This is a genomic window from Litoribaculum gwangyangense (assembly GCF_039543505.1).
Lineage (GTDB): Bacteria > Bacteroidota > Bacteroidia > Flavobacteriales > Flavobacteriaceae > Litoribaculum > Litoribaculum gwangyangense.
In genome coordinates this window covers 868,621-883,552 of sequence record NZ_BAABJW010000002.1, presented here as the reverse complement: position 1 = coordinate 883,552, position 14,932 = coordinate 868,621, and the positions used below count along the sequence as shown (strand labels likewise).

Below are 14,932 nucleotides of genomic sequence, written 5' to 3'. Positions count from 1 at the left end.
TACTACAGCTTTTAAAAGTTAATAGACAGTGTTACTGTAAGTTTAGTTATTTTATTAAAAATCTCCATATCAGGCGTTGATAATTACACAAAGCTATTATCATTTGTCAATTTTTATAGGGTGCATGATATTTATCTTTATAAATAGTTATTACTAAAGCTAAAGTTTACTTTTGCAAAATGCAATTAAGCGAATATACCAAAGAGTTTAAATATAATTGGCAACTAGCAGCTCCTGTTATGTTGGGAATGTTAGGTCACACTTTTGTTAGTTTCATTGATAACATTATGGTTGGTCAATTAGGCACTGCAGAACTTGCTGCAGTGTCTTTGGGGAACAGTTTTATGTTTATTGCCATGTCTTTAGGTATTGGGTTTTCAACAGCTATTACCCCTTTAATTGCCGAAGCAGACTCAGCTGAAGATTTTATTAAAGGGAAATCAGCTTTCAAACATGGATTGTTTTTATGTACAGTTCTGGGGCTGTTGCTTTTTTTAATGGTTTTTTTTACCAAACCGCTTATGTATTTAATGAAGCAACCTTTAGAGGTTGTAGAATTGGCCATTCCATATCTGGATTTAGTGGCAATTTCTTTGGTCCCATTAATCATTTTTCAAGGGTTTAAGCAGTTTAGTGACGGCTTATCTATGACACGATATCCCATGTATGCCACTGTTTTAGCAAATATTGTTAATGTGATTTTAAATTATCTGTTGATTTTTGGAAAATTTGGTTTTCCAGAAATGGGTATTGTTGGCGCAGCTTATGGAACTTTAGCATCTAGAATTATTATGGTATGGTACTTATGGTTTTTATTAAAGGGTAAAGAAAAATCTAAGGCTTACGTCACTAACATTAAATTTTTTGTTCTCAATAAATTGATGATTAAAAAAATCATGAATCTTGGGGCTCCCAGTGCCATGCAAATGTTTTTTGAAGTGGCCATATTTACTGCAGCTATCTGGTTAAGTGGGTTATTGGGTAAAAACCCACAGGCAGCAAATCAAATAGCATTAAATCTATCATCCATGACTTTTATGGTAGCCATGGGCTTGAGTGTAGCATCCATGATTCGTGTGGGTAACCAAAAAGGACTAAAAGCTTATTTTGAGTTACGCAGGATAGCTTTTTCTTTATTCTTAATGGGGCTTTTATTTGCTATTAGTTTTGCTATTATTTTCTTTCTTTTTAATAATTATTTACCTAAAATTTATGTAGATTTTGACGATCTTGAAAATTTATTAGATAATACTGAGGTAGTTAGTATAGCTTCAAAATTATTAATTGCTGCGGCAGTTTTTCAAATAAGTGATAGCATACAAGTCCTGGTACTAGGGGCACTCCGTGGTTTACAAGATGTTAAAATACCAACTGTAATAACTTTTATTTCGTATTGGTTGGTTGGTTTTCCAGTTAGCTGGTTTTTAGGAAAAGAGAATGTTTATGGTAGTTTTGGAATATGGTTGGGGTTATTAGCTGGTTTAACTACAGCTGCTATTTTATTGTATATTCGGTTTGATTATTTAACTAAAAAATTAATTTTGTCTAACAATTAATAATACAAAAATGAGCCTTCCAAAATTTATATTAGGAGACAATTCGGATTATCCAAATGCTATTTTTGTCATTCATACTGAGTTTCCAAGGTTTATAATCAATCTAGAAAACGATGAGGTTGAATGGTTTGAAGATTTTGATGATGAGGACCAAAAGGAACTTCAAACCGAAACAGAAAATGCAATAAAATTGGCAACAGATTTTTATGATGCCGAAATAACAAAATATGAAGATTAGAATGGATCTTGTATGATTGAAAAGCTTTTACAATACGATAAGGACTTATTTTTATATTTAAATAATTTGGGTTCTGATACTTGGGATGGCTTGTGGTTGATAATAACCAATAAAGTGTACTTCGGAAGTTTTTTAGGACTGCTTCTTTTTTACCTATTCTACAAAAAATTTGGTTGGAAGGCATTGTTGCTATTCATTATCGTTGTTGCTTTAATGATAACATTTACCGACCAAATGACCAATGTTTTTAAACGAGGATTTGCCAGACCGAGACCCTGCGGAGAGGCCAATTTAATAGAACATATACGGTTTATTGCGGTTCGATGTGGCAAATATGGATTCTTTTCTGGGCATGCCTCAAATTCTATGGCGGTAGCTATTTTTGGTGGATTATTGTTGAGACCGTATTTTAAAAAACTTATTTATTTATTAGTTTCAATTAGTTTTGTTGTGGCATACAGCAGGATTTATATTGGGGTTCATTATCCTTTGGATATTGTTTGCGGACTCACGTTTGGAGCCTTATCTGGTTTTTTGTTTTACAAAATGGCCAAATATCTATTAGAGCGATTTTTCAGATTTGATCTTCAATAGAAAATCAGCCGCCGCAAACGGTGTAGTTTGGTTGTTTTCTATAAGTTTAAGTTGCTCCGCCAATTCTTTTTTGATATTCGGCGAATTAAAAAAATCTGACTTCAATTGGTTTTCGATGGTTTGAAGGAGCCAAAATTTATTTTGTTCGTTTCGCTTTTTCTGAAGGAAATTATTTTTTGTGGTTATTTCAATATACTCTAAAATAATATCCCAAATAGCATCGATACCCTCATTATTTAAAGCACTACAAAGCGTTACCTTCGGTGCCCATTGCGATTCTTTTTCAGGATAGAGGTGCAGTGCTCTATTAAATTCTACCTTGGCAAGTTTAGCATTTTTAAGGTTATCCCCATCGGCTTTGTTAATGGCAATGGCATCGGCCATTTCAATAATACCGCGTTTGATGCCTTGTAATTCATCGCCAGCACCCGCTAATTTCAAGAGTAAAAAGAAATCGACCATACTGTGAACCGTAGTTTCGCTTTGCCCAACCCCAACGGTTTCAATAATGATAACATCAAAACCAGCGGCTTCACATAAAATGATGGTTTCGCGAGTTTTTCTGGCAACGCCTCCCAAGGTATCACCTGAAGCTGAAGGACGAATAAAAGCATTTTCATCTTTTACCAAGGCTTCCATTCGGGTTTTATCACCTAAAATACTACCTTTTGTAATGGAACTAGTGGGGTCTATTGCTAGTACCGCAACACGCTTCCCAAGTGAGGTTAAGTATGTTCCAAAAGTTTCAATAAAAGTACTTTTTCCAACACCTGGTACCCCTGTAATACCTATTCTGATAGATTTATTTGCGTGCGGTAAACAGCCTTTTATTATAGTGTTCGCCTGCTCTAGGTGTTTCGGATTTTTACTTTCCACCATGGTAATGGCTCTACTTAAAGCAGTGATATCTTTATTTAAAATAGAATTTCTTAATGCTACTGGATCAATTTCAACTTTCCGTTTATCCTGAATGGCTTTGATGGAAGATAGATTGGTAATTTCAGAAATGGAAACCCCTTTTTTTTCCTTTAAAGACGATTTGTTTTTCTTTGCCACTGGTACATTAATGTGAGCCTAATTTACAATATTATTTTCATTAGACTGAGAATTAAATGCTGCGAAATAATACTTACTTTAATGGCACAGAAATTTTAGTATCATCCCAAGCCATGGTTAAAAATAAGTTATCCGTAGAATTATCGAAGGCTATAGTAAATTGCTCAACAGGTTTATCAAGCTTTTGTACAGGCACTTCAATGTCTAAAACGTCGTAATTAGGATCCCACATGGGTTTCATTTCTGCATTAACACCCCATGGATATTGTTTAGAGTTAAATATAACAGTCCATACCGTATCTCTTGGAACCGTCCAAAGAGTATATTTTCCTGCAGTTAATGGCATACCATTAACTTCTAGGTTTTTATTGGTCTCAAAAGTGGTAGCTTCATTGGCACCCGTTCTCCAAACCTCGTTGTAAGGAACTAAAGCACCAAAGATTTCTCTATTTTTTTTGAAGGGACGGTTATAAAAAACCTTTAGTTTTAAATCATTTAGTTCAAACTTAACCGTGTCTTTAGGGCTCAATCGTTTTGCAAAAATATTTTCAACAAAAACAGAATATAAAAATAAGCCCAAGGCAATAATGGATAAGATAATTAAGGTGCGTTTCAAAAAGGTATTCATATAGAGCAATTTAATAAGCCGCAAAGATACTTTAAAAAGTAATAATTAAAGAAATACAAACGTAGTTTTCTGTAGCTTTGTTATATATGCAAAAAAAATAATTCTTTTTTGCAACACTGCTCTTTTTTTGTCGTCTTTAAAACGAACTAACTTAAACCAAAAGTAGAATAAGCATGTTTCAGGTTGACATTATCGAACAATGTAAACAAAACAATCGGAAAGCACAATTGCAGTTATACAACCAGTACTGCGACGGGATGTATATTGTTGCCAAACGATTTTTGAAAGATGCTGCCGACGCCGAGGATGTGGTACAAGAATCCTTTATTAAGGCGTTTACAAAACTGCATCAATACAAGGCAGAAGTTACTTTTGGGGCATGGTTAAAACGTATTGTTATTAATAAAAGTATCGATTTTTTAAAATCCAAAAAACAAGAACTTGTTGAATTGGAGGAGGTGCACCTAAAAGTAGTTGATACCCCTAAAGATGACAAATGGTTAGTTGAAGATACCATTACATTAAACGATGTAAAAGAGGCTATTAATAAATTACCAGATAAGTATCAATATGTGGTGATGCTCTATTTAATTGAAGGTTACGACCATCAAGAAATTTCTGAGATCTTAAATATTTCAGAAGTAGCGTCGCGCACACAACTTTCACGAGGTAAGGTAAAATTACAAGAACTGTTAACACTTAAAAAAAATGGCACGAGACATTAGAGAGTTATTTAAAGATGCCAAAATAGCGCATGAAAAAATGCCCATTAATCATCAAGATCGATTTCTTGAAAAGTTAGACAAAGCATTACCAGAGCCTAAACAGTCTCGTTTTAACTGGATGAAAATAGCGGCTAGTGTAGTGGTGCTTTTAGGTTTGAGTTATGGTGCTTTTAAATACTTTCAACCCAAACCAATCCATGGCGATTTACCTAATCAAGTAGCGTCAAACAATACGGTAGAAACAAAAACATTGGGGGATATTTCGCCAGGATTAAAAAAGGTTGAGGATTACTATCTGGCCAGTATTAATTTAGAGTTATCAAAAATATCTTATACACCAGAAACCAAGGATTTGTTTGACGGCTATTTGGCTCAATTGGATGAACTGGATAAAGAGTACAAGCGACTATCGGAAGATTTAACCGAATCTGGTCCAAGTGAGTTAACAGTAAATGCCTTAATCGATAATTTAAAACTTCGATTGAATCTGTTGTATCGTTTGAGGTCTCAATTAAAAGACCTGAGGACCTCAGATGAAGACGTAAGACAATCCATCTAAAAAATAAATCAAAAAATGAACACGACAATCATAAAAATGAAACAATTTGCATTATGTTTTCTTGTAACAGGAAGCTTAATAGCGCAACAAAAATTAACCAAAGTATCTCAATCTATTAATGTTGATAAAGACGTGGTTATAGATCTAAATACCAGTCACACAAACATTGTATTTGATACTTGGAACAAAAATACTGTAGAAATTGAAGCTTATATTGAAGGCGAAAAATTGAGTAAAGAAGCTCTACAAGACGCTTTAAAAGCCTGGAAATTGGATATTGATGCTACCAGTAAATCAGTGTCCATTAGCACAAGAGGAGGCTCTCCAGTTGTTTGGGGGTATAGAACCGATGGACAAGTAGATGGTGAAGCGGTTACAGCCATGCTTAAAGAGTTAAAATTTGAACTGGCAGATATCCCAGACATAAATTTTGAATTGCCTCAAATGCCTGAGATTTATTTTGAAGTGCCCGACATGCCTGAAATGCCAGAGTTACCCGAATTGCCTAAAGGGGCTAATAACATTCAATTTGATTACAAAGCATATCAAAAAGATGGTGATAAATACCTAAAGGAATATTCTGAGAAATTTGAAAAACTCTATGGTAAGGATTATGTAAAAAAAATGGAGGCATGGGGTGAAAAGTTTGGTAAAGAATGGGGAGAGAAGTATGGTAAACAAATGGAGGAATGGGCTAAACAATTTGAAGGACAGTTCAACAACGAGGATTTTGCCAAAAAAATGGAGGCATGGGGCGAAAAGTTTGGTAAAGAATGGAGTGAAAAGTATGGAGAACAAATGGAAGCATGGGGAGAGCGTTTTGCAGCTCAAATGGAAAGACAAGCTGAAAGAATGGAAGCGCAGGTAGAGCGCACTCAAGCGCAAAAAGAAAGAATGGCCCGAGAACAAGAAAAACGAGCCGAAATGCAAGAGAGAATAATGCAAGAACGAGAGAAAATTCAACAGGAACGCTCCATTTTGGCGAAGGAACGCCAGAAGAAAGTGGAAAAGTTATTTGAAGATAAATCGAACAGTAATGTTAAAAAAACAATCAAAATAAAAATGCCCAAAGGCGCCAAATTGAAAGTGAATGTAAGACATGGAGAAATTGAATTTGCCGCAAACATTGACAATTTAAAAGCAGATTTATCATATACTAAATTAACTGCAAATAGCATTAATGGAAGTTCAACTTCCATTAATGCTTCTTATTCACCTGTTTATGTTACCAATTGGAATTTAGGGGAATTAAACTTAAACTATGTTAAAAGTGCAGAACTTAAAAATGTGAAACATTTAGTTTTAAATACGATTTCATCCAATATTGATATTGAAAACTTAACGGGTAGTGCTATTGTTGACGCCAATATTGGCGACTTACATATTTTAAATATTGATGATGCTTTTAATAATTTAAATATGATTCTTCAAAATAATGATGTGATTATAAAATTGCCAAACGTAGATTGTAATGTTCAATTTAAAGGTGCACGCTCTAGATTTACCCATCCTAAGAAGGCTTCAAAAGAAAGCGTGTCTAATTTTTCTACCGGTAGTTCAGCAAGTGGTAAAAGTATAGTACTAAATGCCAAATATAGCAATGTTGTAATGCAATAATGCAGGTTACTTTTTTTCTTTATAAATTTCAGTGGCTATTTTGTCAATAATCGTTTCAACATCGGTTAAATAGTCAAACCACAAAATTTCTTCATTTTTTTTGAACCATGTCAATTGGCGTTTTGCAAAACGACGCGTATTTTTCTTTATCTCTGAAATGGCAAAATCTAATTCCCATTCGCCATCTAAGTAATTAAAAAGTTCTTTGTAACCAACAGTATTTAAAGCATTAAAATTTTTGTAAGGTAAAAGTTTCTTAACTTCTTCAAGTAATCCTTCTTGCATCATAATATCCACACGTTTATTTATTCTTTCGTAAATATCTTTTCTATCAGCGGAAAGCCCAATACTTATAGTCTTAAAAGGGCGTTTGTTTTTTTCTTTATTTAAAAAGGATGAATAAGGTTTACCGCTTCCTAAGGTAACTTCCAAGGCTCGAATAACGCGATGTGGATTATCAATGGCTATGGATTTGAAAGCAACATGATCTAAGTTTTTTAATTGATTCTGAAGATGTTCCAATCCTTTAACCTCTAAATCATTATTTAAAGCTTCACGGATGTTTTTATCAATATCTGGAAAATTATCCAAACCCATTGTAACGGCATCTATATAAAGACCAGAGCCACCAACCATAACTGCGACGTCATGGGTCTTAAAAAGTGTGCTAAGAAGTTTTAAAGCGTCTTTTTCAAAAGCACCCACATTATATTGGTCTTCAATAGATTTATGGTGAATAAAATGATGTTTAGCTGCTGCCAATTCCTTCTTTGATGGCGCGGCAGTACCTATTTGCATTTCCTTATAAAACTGACGGGAATCTGCTGAAATGATTTCGGTTTTAAAATGGTTGGCTAGCTTAATGCTTAAACTAGTTTTTCCAATGGCGGTAGGTCCAACAACAGAAATGAGGTATTTTGTATTTGAATTAATGGTTTCTAAGGCTTAAAATGAGTACGAAATTAGTGCAAAGGATGCCCACACTTATGGCAAAATTTAGCGTTATCTGGATGCTTATCAGCTAAACAATTGGCACACGATTGCGAGTTTAAGTGCAACTTGGGTTCTTCAACCTTATTTGGTTTATTCTGGTTGGTGTATTCTGCAGAGACTATACCGGTTGGTACTGCAATAATTCCGTAACCTAATATCATAACCATAGAGGCTATAAATTGTCCTAGAGGGGTTTGTGGTGCAATATCGCCAAAGCCAACGGTGGTAAGTGTTACTATACACCAATACACACTTTTTGGGATGTTACTAAATCCATTTTCCTCACCTTCAACCAAATACATAATAGTGCCCAGTATAATGGCAACAATTATTACGGCAAATAAAAATACTGATATTTTAGCTCTACTGGCTTTTAAAGCCCTAACCAAATTATTTGAGGCTCCTAAGAACCTTGCCAGTTTTAAAATCCTGAAAACCCTAAGCAATCGCAAAGCTCGTAAAGCTGCTAAAGCATGAACACCTCCAAAAATTAGTGAAATGTATTTAGGAATGGTAGACAATAAATCAATGATACCATAAAAGCTAAAAATATATTTAAAGGGTTTTTTTACCGTAATAATTCTCGCTATGTATTCCAAACTGAACATGATGGTAATCACCCATTCTGAAATATCAAGAAACGTATGGTATTTGTTATCAATACTTTTAACACTCTCCAACATGACTAGTAGGATACTGGCGAGAATTACAATTAAAAGCACTACATCAAATAACTTACCTGCAGGCGTATCCGCTTCATAAATAATATCATGAAGTTTAGTTTTCCAATGTTTTTTGGCTGAGTACATTTATTCAAAAATAAGAAAAAGATAAGCTAATTTTACGTTTCCTTTAATTCAATCACTTTCAAACGTTTATTCCTTCTAATATAACTTTGAATAATATGTTGTGTATCACGGTTATTTTGCATGGGCGTTATAATAGATTCTAATACCTCAATATTATTTATTTGATAGTTTAAATTGAAGAATCCAATACCTTTAAAAACACCATTTTCAATAAGGATGGCACTGCGCTCATCTACATCACGACCTTTATCAACAATCACCATATTTTTATTGGAATAACTATTTTTATCAATCAAACTTTTTACCCTTTTATTGTATGTTTCTGGTGATTCCTTTTGGACGCAAGCACCTAAGCAAGCCTTTATCTCGAAATTAAAACAACTGGTTTTCGTTTTATACAATCCTGCCAACTTCTGGCATAAATTATAATCCTCTACCGCATTCATAATAAAACTTTTGCCACTTTGACGATTGCTAAATGTGGTAATTGGTTTTTTTCGGCCATCAGCAATATCAATTTTTAAATTGATATAATCATTTTCATCTGTAAAACTATAAAGGGCATGGGTGAAAATAGAACGTCTGAGCGCCCTGTTGAATATAGGTTTGTTACGTTTTATTTCTTCACTTTCTTTTAAAAGCGCAACTAGTTCGCTACCGGTTGCTTCGTAGGTTACGGCATGAACCTGCGCTTGAATTTTTTTTGATTTATGATTGGTTCCCGTAAAATGTTGGTTAATGCGCTTTTTTATATTGTTACTTTTACCAATATATACAATTTCTCCATCGCTGTTATGAATGTAATATACCCCGGTGATGGAAGGTAAATCCTCTAAAATGTCCAAATGTCTGGGTTCTAATTGAAGTTTTGGATTTAACCTAACGGATTCTTTTATGATCGTTTTATTGGTGTCCTTATCAAGCAACATTTTAAACAGCTTTACTGTTGCTAACGCATCACCCGAAGCACGATGCCTATCAGTTACAGGTATGCCCAAAGAACGCACTAATTTCCCTAAACTGTAGGATGGTTGACCAGGAATTAAATGTTTCGAAAGTTCGACGGTGCATAACGTTTTACGCTCATAATCAAACCCTAAACGCCTAAATTCTGTCGATAAAATTCTGTAATCGAATTGAGCATTGTGGGCAACTAAAATACAATCATCGGTAATTTCAACAATACGTTTTGCGACCTCGTAAAATTTAGGGGCATTCCTTAACATACTGCTATTAATACCTGTTAAGTTTACTACAAATGCTTGAATTTCACGTTCTGGGTTCAACAGACTAATAAATTGATCTACAACTTTATGACCATCATATTTGTAGATGGCAATTTCGGTAATACCCTCTTCATTGTATTTGCCCCCCGTGGTTTCTATGTCTAATATTGCGTAAATACCCTAAGTTTTTAATTTGTGTAATTTCTATCTCCAAAAATACTGCTTCCCACACGAATCATGTTACTGCCGCATGCAATAGCCAATTCATAATCTCCACTCATTCCCATGCTAATAGTTTGTAATTCGAAGTTTTCAGTTATCAGTTTTTTTAATTCATCAAAAGTGTATTTGAGGAAACGGAATTCTTTTTTAATTTGATCTTGATTATCTGTAAAGGTTGCCATACCCATAACACCTACAATTTTCACATGTTTTAATTCTGAAAATTCTTTTGATTGAATGATTTTGGAAGCATCAGCCGCAGACATGCCAAATTTCGAATCTTCTTCAGCTATTTTTATTTGAAGCAAACAATCAATAACCCTATCGTTCTTTTTGGCTTGCTTGTTTATTTCTTTCAATAATTTGAAATTATCAACCCCATGAATTAAACGCACAAAACTTGCCATATATTTTACCTTATTACTTTGAACATGCCCAATCATATGCCAGTCAATATCTTTAGGCATAGCTTCATATTTTTCAACCATTTCCTGGATTTTATTTTCCCCAAAAATACGTTGACCACCATGGTAAGCTTCCATTAAATCGCTTACAGGTTTGGTTTTTGAAACGGCTACTAAAGTAACTTTTTCAGGTAAAGTGGATTTTATTTTGTTCAGGTTTTCTCGTATTGACATCATTTGTTTTTATTGCTGAAATGCTTAAACTCGATAAGGATGATATTAGCCTCAAAATTCATAAATCGTGATACCGCTGCGTAATTTAGGCTCTATAAAAGTACTCTTTGGAGGCATTGTTAGCCCTTCATTAGCAATTGCTTTTAATTCTTGAATTGTTATGGGAATAAGTCCAAAACCAACTGTAAACTCCCCACTATCTACTTTACTCTTGATAGTAACTAAATCATTTTTCCCATGCGAGTAATCTATACGGGTATCATTGCGCAAATCGGTAATTCCTAAAATGGGTTCTAAAATGGTTTTGAACAGAATTTGGGTGTCTAAAGCATCCAAAGAGTTGTTGATTTTATAATTGTTTTTCCTTAAATAAAGCGAGTAAAATTCGCCATCTAAATACATGCTAAAATGATGTTTATTTGTTGGAATATATAATTCTTTACCTCTATTTTCAATACGAAACATGGCATCCAATTCAATTAAAAAAGACTCTTTAGTTAAACCATTCAAATCTTTTACCAATCTGTTAAATTCATGAATTTTTAAATCGGATTCAGGAATCAAGTAGGTCATAAAATAATTATAGGCCTCATTACCCTGATGGTTTTTATTCTCGGAATTTAGTTCTTCGGTTAGCAAATAAGAGGATGCCGAACGGTGATGACCATCAGCAATATAAATGGTTTTCATGGTTTCAAATGCCTTTTGAATATTTGTGACATATTCATTGTCATCAACAATCCATAAATAATGTGTGTCTCTAAAATGGGTGGTAAACTCAAATTCGGCACGTTGTTTTTGAACTTTAGAAATGATACTTGTAATTTCAGTATTATCAGGATAGGTTAGTAATACTGGTTCGGCATTAAAACCAACAATTTTTAAATAGTCTTTGAAGATGTTTTCACGAAACTCAATGGTGTCTTCGTGCTTTTTGATGATATCATTTTTATAATCTTCTGAACTTGCAGCAGCCAAGATCCCCGAAAATGTGTTTCCATCCCTATTGACTATTTTGTAAATATAATAACTAGGGGTTTCATCTTGAATAAATATCCCATCTTCCTTAAACTCTAAGTATCTATTCTTAACCAAGTTATAGCGTTCTTTTCCTATAATTTGCTTGTCGTATTTATAACCAGGATTTACAATATGTAGAAATGAAAATGGGTTGTATTCCAAACGGGCTTCTAGCTCGGCCTGTGTGTAACTTTGGTAGGAGCGCGATGCTACTAAACTGACTTTATCTCTTGTTGGTCGAACTGCTTTGAAGGGAATTACTTTAGCCATTTAAGTTATTACTTCAAAAACTGATTAGAAATTTTTTCTGCTTTTTTGCTTTCGGAATATTCATAAAAACCTTCTCCGGATTTAATGCCCAATTTACCTGCATTGACCATATTTACAAGTAACGGACATGGTGCATATTTAGGATTTTTAAATCCATCATACATCACATTTAAGATGGATAAACACACATCCAAACCTATAAAATCTGCAAGTTGTAAGGGCCCCATTGGGTGGGCCATTCCCAACTTCATCACCGTATCAATTTCGGAAACACCAGCAACACCATTATAAAGTGTTTCAATAGATTCATTAAGCATAGGCATTAAAATGCGGTTGGCTACAAACCCAGGATAATCATTGACTTCGACAGGAACTTTTCCCAAGGTTTTTGAGAGTTCCATAATGGTTTTGGTAACTTCTTCGCTGGTGTTATAACCACGGATGATTTCAACCAATTTCATTAGTGGGACGGGGTTCATAAAATGCATACCAATAACCATGTCTGGTCTGGAAACCACCGATGCAATTTGCGTAATGGAAATGGATGAGGTATTAGTGGCTAAAATGGTATCTTCTGGACAGTGCTCACTTAATTGTTTGAATATGTTTAGCTTTAAGTTTAAATTTTCTGTTGCAGCTTCTAACACTAAACTGGCATATTCAACACCTTCTTTAATAGTTGTGAATGTTGAGATATTGGATAATGTTTCAGTTTTTTCATCTTCTGAAATAGTTCCTTTGGCAACCATTCTGCCCAAATTTATGGTAATGGTTTCCAATCCACGTTTGAGAGATGCTTCACTAATATCAATAAGCTGAACTTTAAATCCGTTTTGGGCAAAGGTATGTGCGATACCGTTTCCCATGGTTCCAGCTCCTATGACTGCAATATTTTTCATTTTTAATTTATTTTTTTGTCATTGCGAATCAAACTTTTTTGTTTGATATGAAAATCTTTAAATTGAATTTAAATGCCAAAAGATAACCATGTCTTTTCTCTCATCGTGATGACGTGATATTTTAAAAACAATTTATTATTTGAGTTGCTACACGTAAAGCTTCGGTGCCATCGTGTAAGGTTACCACAGGTGTAGTGTTGGTATTTATGGCGTGAGCAAAAGTTTCCAATTCATCTAAAATGGAATTGTTATCAGCTACTTTAGGGTTATCAAAATAGATTTGCTTTTTAACACCTTCAGCATTCTGTAAAATCATGTCGAAATCTCCTGGGTTTTCTGGGGCATCTTTCATTTTAACCACCTCACACTTTTTAGTTAAAAAATCAACAGAGATGTAAGCGTCTTTTTGAAAAAAACGTGCTTTACGCATTTTTTTAAGTGAAATCCTACTAGCTGTTAAATTGGCAACACAACCGTTCTCAAATTCCAAACGGGCATTGGCAATATCCGGCGTATCACTTATAACTGCTACACCACTTGCTGAAATACTTTTTACTTTAGATTTTACAATACTCAAAATGATATCAATATCATGTATCATTAAATCCAACACCACCGGAACATCGGTGCCTCGTGGATTAAATTCTGCCAACCGATGTGTTTCAATAAACATAGGGGATTTTATATCATCTTTAACTGCTAAATAAGCTGGATTAAAGCGTTCTACGTGACCAACCTGTCCGCGTAAATTATGTTTTGCTAAAAGTTCCCTGATATGTTCCGCTTCTTCAACCGTATTGGTAATAGGTTTTTCAATAAAAATATGTTTTCCTTTGGTGATAGCTTTTTTAGCACAATCGTAATGCGAAAGTGTGGGCGTTACAATATCTACCACATCAACCGCATCAATGAGCGCATCAATGGAATTGAAATATTTATAACCAAATTCAGCCTCTACCTTTTTTGCGTTTTCCTCATCGGCATCATAAAAACCAACCAGATGATATTTTTCAGATTGATTGAGAAGTCTTAAATGAATTTTTCCAAGGTGGCCAGCACCTAGTACACCTGCTTTAAGCATAATTTTTACGTTTTAAACAAAAATAAGATAATTAGAACGTCAATTTAAGGATTTACTGCTAATTTTTCCTCTAAAAAATGTGATAAATAAATTCTATGTAATAGTTTCAAGCTTTAAAATGTTTGACTAATTTTAGCTTTGTAAAGACCACCAAAATTGAAAGATACTTTTAAGCACAAAGGATTAAGACAGCAACTCGTTAACATTATAAAAAACAAAGGGATAGCCGACGAAAAGGTTTTGAATGCTATTGGTAAGATACCTAGGCATTTGTTTATGGATTCCAGTTTTTTAGACCATGCTTATCAAGATAAAGCGTTTCCTATTGCGGCAGACCAAACGATTTCACAACCCTACACAGTGGCATTCCAAACGGAATTAATGCAAGTAAAACCTGGAGATAAAGTACTAGAAATTGGCACAGGAAGTGGTTATCAAACGGCGGTTTTGTGTGAATTAGGGGCCAAAGTTTATAGTATTGAGCGTCAACAGGAACTGTTTAAAAAAACGAGTAAATTTTTACCTAAGTTAGGTTACAGAGCTAAAAAACTCATTTTTGGTGATGGTTATAAGGGTTTAAAAGAAGAAGCACCTTTTGATAGTATTATCGTGACTGCTGGGGCGCCTTTCGTGCCAAAACCTTTGCTGAGTCAGTTGAAAATAGGAGGTAGACTTGTGATTCCAGTGGGTGATGATGTACAGGTGATGACGCTTTTTATTAGAAAAGGTCCTAAGGAATTTGAGCAACACGAGTATGGTGAGTTTCGTTTTGTACCCTTATTAGAGGATAAAAATTAGAAT

At 34.2% G+C, this 14,932-nt stretch carries 16 protein-coding genes; 7 read left to right on the top strand and 9 right to left on the bottom strand.

Annotation, left to right across the window (positions count from 1 at the left end; genetic code table 11):
- Positions 1-179 precede the first annotated feature (179 nt).
- The 3 genes from ABD963_RS09430 to ABD963_RS09420 are packed head-to-tail and all read left to right on the top strand — an operon-like array spanning position 180 to position 2,388.
- Entirely contained in the window at positions 180-1,556 is a 1,377-nt protein-coding gene (locus ABD963_RS09430) for an MATE family efflux transporter (RefSeq protein WP_345276699.1), read from the top strand.
- A 10-nt stretch (positions 1,557-1,566) separates the two neighbouring features.
- The gene (locus tag ABD963_RS09425; RefSeq protein WP_345276698.1) at positions 1,567-1,794 is read left to right on the top strand and encodes a hypothetical protein; all 228 of its coding nucleotides are present in this window, start codon (positions 1,567-1,569) and stop codon (positions 1,792-1,794) included.
- 12 nt (positions 1,795-1,806) lie between these two features.
- Positions 1,807-2,388 (top strand): phosphatase PAP2 family protein, encoded by a 582-nt coding sequence (locus ABD963_RS09420; protein ID WP_345276697.1) that lies wholly within the window; start codon positions 1,807-1,809, stop codon positions 2,386-2,388.
- Here the strand turns inward: ABD963_RS09420 and meaB are convergent.
- Positions 2,356-3,444, bottom strand: coding sequence for a methylmalonyl Co-A mutase-associated GTPase MeaB (gene meaB / locus ABD963_RS09415; protein ID WP_345276696.1), 1,089 nt, complete (start codon positions 3,442-3,444; stop codon positions 2,356-2,358). The genes ABD963_RS09420 and meaB overlap by 33 nt on opposite strands.
- 73 nt (positions 3,445-3,517) lie before the next feature.
- Positions 3,518-4,072, bottom strand: a complete 555-nt coding sequence (locus ABD963_RS09410; protein WP_345276695.1) for a DUF2911 domain-containing protein — start codon at positions 4,070-4,072, stop codon at positions 3,518-3,520.
- A gap of 173 nt (positions 4,073-4,245) precedes the next feature.
- Here ABD963_RS09410 and ABD963_RS09405 point away from each other — a divergent pair, with 173 nt between their 5' ends.
- The 3 genes from ABD963_RS09405 to ABD963_RS09395 are packed head-to-tail and all read left to right on the top strand — an operon-like array spanning position 4,246 to position 6,973.
- On the top strand, positions 4,246-4,797 hold the full coding sequence (locus ABD963_RS09405) for an RNA polymerase sigma factor (RefSeq protein ID WP_345276694.1): 552 nt from the start codon (positions 4,246-4,248) through the stop codon (positions 4,795-4,797).
- Entirely contained in the window at positions 4,781-5,356 is a 576-nt protein-coding gene (locus ABD963_RS09400; RefSeq protein ID WP_345276693.1) for a hypothetical protein, read from the top strand. The genes ABD963_RS09405 and ABD963_RS09400 overlap by 17 nt, the downstream gene beginning before the upstream one ends.
- Before the next feature lie 15 nt (positions 5,357-5,371).
- The gene (locus tag ABD963_RS09395; protein WP_345276692.1) at positions 5,372-6,973 is read left to right on the top strand and encodes a hypothetical protein; all 1,602 of its coding nucleotides are present in this window, start codon (positions 5,372-5,374) and stop codon (positions 6,971-6,973) included.
- 6 nt (positions 6,974-6,979) lie between these two features.
- On the opposite strand, the gene miaA is transcribed toward ABD963_RS09395, so the two are convergent.
- From miaA to ABD963_RS09360, 7 genes are all read right to left on the bottom strand, one after another.
- Positions 6,980-7,906, bottom strand: a complete 927-nt coding sequence (gene miaA, locus ABD963_RS09390; RefSeq protein ID WP_345276739.1) for a tRNA (adenosine(37)-N6)-dimethylallyltransferase MiaA — start codon at positions 7,904-7,906, stop codon at positions 6,980-6,982.
- A 29-nt stretch (positions 7,907-7,935) separates the two neighbouring features.
- Entirely contained in the window at positions 7,936-8,775 is an 840-nt protein-coding gene (locus ABD963_RS09385; protein ID WP_345276691.1) for an ion transporter, read from the bottom strand.
- A gap of 32 nt (positions 8,776-8,807) precedes the next feature.
- A complete protein-coding gene (locus tag ABD963_RS09380; protein WP_345276738.1) occupies positions 8,808-10,178 on the bottom strand; it encodes an exonuclease domain-containing protein in 1,371 nt (456 codons plus the stop codon).
- Positions 10,179-10,189: 11 nt separating this feature from the next.
- The gene (locus ABD963_RS09375; RefSeq protein WP_345276737.1) at positions 10,190-10,861 is read right to left on the bottom strand and encodes a YggS family pyridoxal phosphate-dependent enzyme; all 672 of its coding nucleotides are present in this window, start codon (positions 10,859-10,861) and stop codon (positions 10,190-10,192) included.
- A 51-nt stretch (positions 10,862-10,912) separates the two neighbouring features.
- Positions 10,913-12,151, bottom strand: coding sequence for a DUF1015 domain-containing protein (locus tag ABD963_RS09370; RefSeq protein WP_345276690.1), 1,239 nt, complete (start codon positions 12,149-12,151; stop codon positions 10,913-10,915).
- A gap of 8 nt (positions 12,152-12,159) precedes the next feature.
- Entirely contained in the window at positions 12,160-13,050 is an 891-nt protein-coding gene (locus tag ABD963_RS09365) for a 3-hydroxyacyl-CoA dehydrogenase family protein (RefSeq protein WP_345276689.1), read from the bottom strand.
- Between the two features lie 121 nt (positions 13,051-13,171).
- Entirely contained in the window at positions 13,172-14,131 is a 960-nt protein-coding gene (locus tag ABD963_RS09360; protein ID WP_345276688.1) for a Gfo/Idh/MocA family oxidoreductase, read from the bottom strand.
- 156 nt (positions 14,132-14,287) lie between these two features.
- On the opposite strand from ABD963_RS09360, the gene ABD963_RS09355 reads away from it, so the two are divergent.
- Positions 14,288-14,929: a protein-L-isoaspartate(D-aspartate) O-methyltransferase gene (locus ABD963_RS09355; protein WP_345276687.1), complete on the top strand. Its 642-nt coding sequence runs from the start codon at positions 14,288-14,290 to the stop codon at positions 14,927-14,929.
- Positions 14,930-14,932 lie beyond the last annotated feature (3 nt).